6 protein-coding genes are annotated in these 7023 nt (G+C 59.9%); 3 read left to right on the top strand and 3 right to left on the bottom strand.

The genetic code is table 11. The features are described 5' to 3' along the window. Positions 1-635 precede the first annotated feature (635 nt). Both IWX62_RS15870 and IWX62_RS15865 read right to left on the bottom strand, forming a co-directional pair. Entirely contained in the window at positions 636-1781 is a 1146-nt protein-coding gene (locus tag IWX62_RS15870; RefSeq protein WP_196842384.1) for a tyrosine-type recombinase/integrase, read from the bottom strand. Next, positions 1768-2436: a hypothetical protein gene (locus IWX62_RS15865; RefSeq protein WP_196842383.1), complete on the bottom strand. Its 669-nt coding sequence runs from the start codon at positions 2434-2436 to the stop codon at positions 1768-1770. The genes IWX62_RS15870 and IWX62_RS15865 overlap by 14 nt, the downstream gene beginning before the upstream one ends. A gap of 537 nt (positions 2437-2973) precedes the next feature. Here IWX62_RS15865 and IWX62_RS15860 point away from each other — a divergent pair. The 3 genes from IWX62_RS15860 to IWX62_RS15850 all read left to right on the top strand — a co-directional run bounded on the left by IWX62_RS15860 (position 2974) and on the right by IWX62_RS15850 (position 6034). Then, entirely contained in the window at positions 2974-3309 is a 336-nt protein-coding gene (locus IWX62_RS15860) for a hypothetical protein (protein ID WP_196842382.1), read from the top strand. An 860-nt stretch (positions 3310-4169) separates the two neighbouring features. Beyond that, complete coding sequence (locus tag IWX62_RS16495) at positions 4170-5072, top strand: YDG/SRA domain-containing protein (protein WP_196842381.1); 903 nt, start codon at positions 4170-4172, stop codon at positions 5070-5072. Between the two features lie 41 nt (positions 5073-5113). Beyond that, complete coding sequence (locus IWX62_RS15850; RefSeq protein ID WP_196842380.1) at positions 5114-6034, top strand: tyrosine-type recombinase/integrase; 921 nt, start codon at positions 5114-5116, stop codon at positions 6032-6034. A 90-nt stretch (positions 6035-6124) separates the two neighbouring features. On the opposite strand, the gene IWX62_RS15845 is transcribed toward IWX62_RS15850, so the two are convergent. Beyond that, the coding region (locus tag IWX62_RS15845) for a hypothetical protein (RefSeq protein ID WP_333483484.1) at positions 6125-7023 on the bottom strand (899 nt) is incomplete at its 5' end.

The raw sequence follows: 7023 nt of genomic DNA, 5'->3' as shown, positions 1-7023 counted from the left end.
ATTTCGACCGGTTGGGACAACGGCAATGGCACCCGTTCCTACAAGCCTCTGACGCCGATCAACCGTGATGCCATGGCCGCCTTCCTCTACCGGGCGCAACGGGTGTAGCGCTGCTCCACCCCCTGCCACGCCGCCGGCGTTCACAATGGGCAATACTCGCGCTCAATGACGAAATCGCAGTGGACCCGGTCCCTTGAGGGACTGGGTCCACTGGCTATCAGCCGTCGGTGACGGCAAACGGGGACGCCATGCGGACTCATGCCGTCGGTTCAACTCAACCCCTGCACCAAGGACGGACACGTCGAGGATGCTCAGCCGTGAGTACATTCCTAGCCGTGGGATGCGGGCACAGTCTTTTGTGGCAAAGGTCGTCCGTGAGACACGCTCGTATTTCGGCCGCGTGGGGACAGCGCGCTACGGCGTCGATAAAATGTCGGGTCATTTGGAACGCGAGACGGAAAACATCGGATAACACTGTCAAATACCAAGCTGTAGACCCAGAAGGCCCCAATGTTTCCGCGATTAAGGTGGAGCCTCCTGCCAGAGTCGAACTGGCGACCTTCTCATTACGAGTGAGACGGATTGGCCCCAGCTCCATTGGGGAGAGGGGGGTTGAGGTGACGAAAAAGTGACGCTCAGATCCAATGGCTAGCCGTTAGTGCTTCATTCAAACGGGTCGCACTGTCATGAAGATCGTCGTCGAAAAGCCCTGCGTAAGTGTCGAGAGTCATTGTGGCGGAAGCGTGTCCAGCTATGCGCTGGACGACCTTCGGATTGACTCCTGCACTAATCGCTAGGCTGACTGCTGTGTGCCTGAGGTCATGAAATGTCGGGCGCGGGAAGCTCTCGTCCACCGCTGCCACCATGGCTATAGCTGGCGCGTAGTGCCGCCTCGTCCAAGTGTTATTACGCAAGGCTGACCCGCGCGCACCACTGAACAGGCGTTCACCGGCGACCTTTCCTTGCACGACGCCCTCTAGACGATCGGCGACGAGTCGTGGCAAGGGAACAGTCCTCTTTTCACCACCCTTAGTGGGCCCCAGGATCAAGATGCCGCTCACCTCCGAGTATGCCTTTGTGATCGTCAATGTTGGGCGGGGGCCAAGGCGAACGTCTCCGACTGTCAGCGCCGTGATTTCGCCCCACCGAAGTCCACATGTTCCTGCGAGCATGATGAACAGCGAATTGTCCCCTGACGCCAGCGCGAGAGAGGCGAGCTGTGGCATGGTCAGGTAGACGTGCTCCCGATTGGTTTGCTTCGCGGGGATGTAGTCAGTGTTCCCCAGGGCATCTTTTGCAGGATTGGCGGGCAGCAGTCGCCGCTTCACCGCGAAGCCCATCAGTCTGCCGAAGAGAAGACCCACCTCCCTGCGGGTGGTGGTTCCTGCGGCAAGTCCATCGCGCCCCGTTAGGTCCCTTATCCATGTGGCAGTGTCGTCGTAGTTGACGCTTGTGAGGTTGGTGTGGCCCCACCGTGGCCGAACGTAGTTCTCGTAGAACCGTCGGTAGTTGTCGACCGTCTTCGGGGACGCAGGTTTCCTCCCTGTCGCACCGACAGTGCGAATACGGTCGATCCACTCTTGGTACAGCTGATCTACGGTGGTTTTACTCCCGAGCTTGGGATCGATGTATGTGCCGCCCCTTATGGTCTGCAGAGTGTTCTGGAGGAATTGCTCTGCTTCCCGCTTTGTCGGGAAGCGTTTCCGCCTGCGCGTGCCGTCGGGTGATGTCCAGTCTGCCTGCCAACGCTTAGTTCCACCGGGGAGCTTAGTGACCGCCACTTGCGGCTCCCTTGGCTTCCCTCAGCTGCGACCAGATTTCATCTGCGACCTTCTGGCATTTCGGGCTTAGCTCGGCCTGCCGCCCTTTGCCGAGCAGCACCCCCCGGGTGCGGGCGCGCCGAAGTCGCGCAGACCACGTGTCATCACTTTCGTTTGTCCACTCCGACAAGCGCTTTAGAGGCTCGATTGAGCCGCCGTTCACGAGCGCCACATACGCCATCGCGACGTGCACGTAGTCACGGTCACTCTCTACGCGAGTCGGGAGCGGAGATAAGGCCTCGTGCAGACTCAGAACAAAGAGCTGCTCGTAGCGCTCGCGCATGAGCGCACGGGCGTGCGCCATCGGCACGGAGCGCAAGACGTGCGTTGTGATTCCGTCGAACGCCTGCTCGGGAGCGAAACCCTCCGCTGTTTCAGGGGCGGTGCCGTAGTTGAAGGAGTCGAAATCGATGTGCAGACGGTTCGGCGCTCGAAAAGATCCCATCATGTGATCCACGGTCCACCCGATCCTGACCGAAAGCCCGCTGATTTCGTAGCGAGCCCAGAGCACCTTGAACTCTAGGCCGCCGTCGGGCTCTGATGCCTCGTCAGGCCCCTCGGGTCTGCCAAGGTACTTCACGCCTGCTGGAAGCGTAGGGAGTTCCAGGTTCGTCATGTCAATAACATAGCACGAGATGGTTGCCAACAAAAACCTTTCCGTGCCATGTTGACATGGCAAGCATCTCGTACCAAAGTAGTGGAACGAGGTGCTTGCCAAGCATCTCGTTCCCGGCTGCTCGAAAGGAGCACTTTTTGGATTCATCAGCTTCAACCCCACTTCTGAACCTGGCAGGAGTGGGAGGTCGGAACCAGTCGCCGTTTCTTACGCGGCGAGAGACGGCGCGGTACCTCAACGTCTCTGAGAAGTGGCTGGCCCAGTCGGGCCGAGCCAGAGGGCCGGCCTTCCACAAGTTCGGCGGCAACTGCCGTTACCACCTCGACGACCTGAACAACTGGGTGCGACAGCAGCGAGTCAGAAACTGAGCGAGTTTTTGGGATCGCGCTACAGCAACGGCTGGAAACCGACCCTGCCAGTGAAGCAGTGATAGACGCACCGCCGAGGAGTCGTGTTGCCCGATACTGCCCCGAGTCCTACCTAGCCACAGTCGAGGGTTCTCCTGTCCCACCGTCCGTGCAGCGGACGCTGGCCGCAATGGTCAACTACGCAGACCGCTCCGGAGAGACATTCGTCAGCCGTGAAACAGTAGCTAAGAGCGTGGGCATCACCAGCGTCCGTACCATCACACGGCACTGGGACGCCGCGCGGCAAGCGGGTCTCTTGCAGAGCTTTCCACGGTTCAACTCCAGTAGCGTCCACATCCTCACCATCTGGGAACTCGTTCCCGACGGTGAGGCGATCACTGGCTGTTGGGGCCTCGACTGGTTCGTGGAGAACCCGGATTGGTTCAAATTCGACACGGGGACGTACAACGCGGATCACGACCAAATCCCGCCATGGGTTACGGATCAGGGTGCTCCGCCGTTCTGACGGGCGGGCACACCGAATGTCCTTCTACCTATAAAGACCTAAACGGCTCGCTCTCGCTCGCCGAAGCTGGCCCGCAAGGCCAGCCCTTCCCCTGTAGAAGCTGGCCCGCAGGCCAGCGTTCTGCTGGCTCGTCCCTCACCTACCAGAACCAGGGAAACGGCGGCATCACCGCCGTTACTCCGCTGAGAGCTCCATAACGGCTGAAGGAAAAGCCTCAGACGTCATGAACCTACGCCTTGAGGGCTCCGGTCATGACCATGTAGAAGCCAAGCGGAGCGCCGCATAGCCCGCAGGGCGGAGCAAGCTCCGCGCCTCTCATCGATTCACCTTCCATCACCCGACCTGAAAGGTCCCTATGATCAACCCCGAGAGCCCCAGTTCCGCGCGTGAGTGGGACAAGACCAAAGCTCACTACATGCGTCTTGGACTGGACAGCCGTTGTGCGGCTCAGGCCGCCTACGGCTCCCAGGATGGATTCTCTACAGTCCGCCCTCCGTGTGCCGAGTGCCTTTCCATCGTCGCCACCTTCCCCACCAATGAACCGGGACCGTGGCGCAGTCACAGCCGCAGGCATGGCAAGGCAATCCCCCGGAGTATGCCCTCGTTGCACCCTGCGTAGAGATTTGAGGGTGGAGGTTATGCCTCCTCCCTCCCATCACCCCGGCACCCCTCATTCCACCCTTATTTCCCCGTATAGACGATTTAAAGTGTTGCAACCCGTTCGCGACCCGAGGCGGGAAGACCGCCGGGGAACCGCGAACTACCCGGAGGGGCCCATGCCCCCCCTCCGGGTGGTGCCATGTCCGGGCGGGTTCGCGTCGATGACGCCATATTGATCGGTCGAACCGTACGATCATTCAATGCCTACCCCTAGTGTGTTCGGACAGATAACTGGTGTGACCGTCGGCCAGCCGTTTATCGACAGGAAAGACGTCAGGCGGGCGGGCCTGCATCGTCATAATCAGGGAGGCATCTCCGGTGACTACGACGACGGTGCGGACGCGATTGTGGTTTCGGGTGGTTACCGGGATGACCAGGACCACGGCACGTGGATTCTCTACACCGGTCAGGGTGGGCGCGACGAACTCGGGCGGCAGGTTCAAGATCAGACGCTGACCCGGGGCAATCAAGGATTGGCGCTGAGCGAAGCGCGGGGGTTGCCAGTTCGGGTCATACGGGGCGCGGGGGGAGACCCAGCGCACTCGCCCGCGAGTGGATACAGATATGACGGCCTCTTCTCCGTCGAGCGGCACTGGTCAGAGCCGAGCAACGATGGTCCACTGATCTTTCGATATGAGCTACGTCAGTTAGAGCCCGGCGGGGCATGGGAGGTCGCGACCGAGGGGCAGCCCACAGGCGGCGGCGACGTGCCACCTCAGGGCAACCCAACGCCTGGTCGACAAGCGTCAGTTGTGCAGCGAATCGTACGCAACAGCGCGGTAACCCAGTACGTCAAACAGCTTTACGACTACACGTGTCAGTTTTGCGCAGTGCGATTGACGGTAGGAGCGGGCGCGTACGCCGAGGGAGCGCATGTACGCCCCGTAGGTGGGAAGCACGGTGGTGCCGATGGAACCGACAACGTCCTGTGCCTTTGTCCCAACGATCACGTTCTTTTTGATAAGGGGGCCGTGTTCGTCGACGAAGAATTGAATCTCCGCGAGACGACGTCAGGCCAAGTTCGTGCTCTGCTGAATCTCCGGCACGCGATTGAACCAGCCAACTTCGCCTACCACCGAGAGTTCATAGCAGGGCTTCGCTAGGCCAAGTTAGACCACATGATAATGTCAGTTATCATGTGTGTATGGAACTTAAGAGCCTGACCACTGGACCCTTTGGCAACGCGTCCAGGCACGAGCTGACCATCGCGGCATGGAAGCTGGCGCAGCGGGGATCACCCCACACGCTGCGAGCTTACGCACGGATCATGGAGAGCTACTGTGCCTGGCTGGACGGCCACCAGCTGGACTTGCTCAGTGTTCGGCGGGTGCATGTGGACGGTTACCGTCACGCGCTGGCCGGTAAGCAGGCCACCGTGGCACAGAAACTTGCGGCGGTGTCGAGTTTTTACCGCTACGCGATCTCAGCCGATCTCGTCACCGCTAACCCGGTCGCGCTGGTGGAGCGCCCAAAGGTGAACGCTGACCACTCCAGTACCCAAGGGCTGAGCAAGGATCAGGCGCGCGCACTGCTGGGCGAAGCCCAGACTGATAGTCCCCGGTCCCATGCGCTGGTGAGTCTGTTGCTGTTCACCGGCATAAGGCTCAGCGAAGCACTCGGTGCCAGCACCACGGATTACGGGCATGACACCGGACACCGGACGCTGAACATCCAACGCAAGGGCGGAACACAGGCCAGGGTGGCCGTTCCGGCCCCCGCCGTGGAAGCGCTCAATGCCTATCTCGACACCACGGGGCAAGAGCTGGTGAAGGGGGCCAGCGTAGGTCTGCCGTTGTTCACCACGGCCACCGGCAAGCCGTGGGCATCCTCCGAGGCGTTCCGTACAGTGCAACGGCTGGCGCGCAGGGCCGGAATTGAGGGGGAGATCAGCCCCCATAGCTTGCGGCACGCGTTCGCTACAATCGCGCTGGACTCAGGGACACCGCTGCACGATCTACAGGACTCGATGGGTCATGCTGACCCACGCACCACTCGGAGGTATGATCGGGCGCGGAACAACCTCACCAAATCCGCAAGCTACGACGTGGCGCGAGCGCTCGGCTGAGAGGGCAAGTGCTCATGTTCGTGTCAGTCTGTCTCTTGCCTGAAGGGTTCGATGCTGAGTGGAGCGCGATGAACCGATCGTTCAGAGCGGCTACTCTCGACGTTCAACCAGCTTTGCGGAGAATAGTTGCACTAGATTGACCGCAAGGGAAACCGCGACCTGAGCTTCCTCGAAAGTAACGTCGCCAGGCGCGGAAGGTTGACCACCATGCCGATCATGCTGACCGTTCCAGAGCAGCCGCATCATACCAAGAATGACATCGGCGGAACCGTTTTCTTGTTGTTCTCGGTGCAGGGGTAAGGACCAATTTTTCTGATCCCGCATCTGGTTGATTAGAGTGCCTAGAGTCGCCCTGGTATTGGATGGAGACACATGCGGTATAGCGGCATCCTCAACAGCCTTGATGGCAAGGCCGTAGCTTTTACTGGCATCAGCGCTGATTCCGTAAAGAGCTTCCCACGCCTTCGCTAACCGAACCCCCGATTGTCCAGAAGAAGCGAATAGCGCGTCCGCATTCTCTTTAACGCCTAGAGGCACACGCCTAGTCAGACCTGGACGCCCGGCTCTCAAACCCACCTCATAGAGCGACCTGCTTCGCAACAACATGGCATTCAGGGTCTTGCCAGCGGCGTGCCCGCCGTGCGCAAGAAGATAATCGGCAATCTGCAGGGGTACCGTATGGCTTCGAAGAGCAGCCATAGCTGAGTTGAGCTGTTGATAGCCTCCGTACGAGCTATGTTCATGGGCGCGCAGGTCGGGCGTGCGGATGCCCAGAGTTTGACACATACTCTCTGCAAGCGACTCATCAAGCATCTCAAACCCGCCGCTGCCATCTCGATATCTCCTTGAGACCGATAAGCTCTCTTTCACCCAAGCCCAATAGGGCGTCTCTAACCTCGGTCTTTCATGAGGTAGTGGCTGGTGGGGTGTGGTTAAACGACGAAAAGTGCTCCTGAGCTGGGAAAATAGTGTTGTTGACGCAAAATTTC

The sequence above is a fragment of the Arthrobacter sp. CAN_A1 genome (assembly GCF_015751665.1).
In the GTDB taxonomy this organism is placed as follows: domain Bacteria; phylum Actinomycetota; class Actinomycetes; order Actinomycetales; family Micrococcaceae; genus Arthrobacter_D.
The sequence above is the reverse complement of the archived record's forward strand: the minus strand, read 5'-3'. Positions and strand labels throughout refer to the sequence as shown.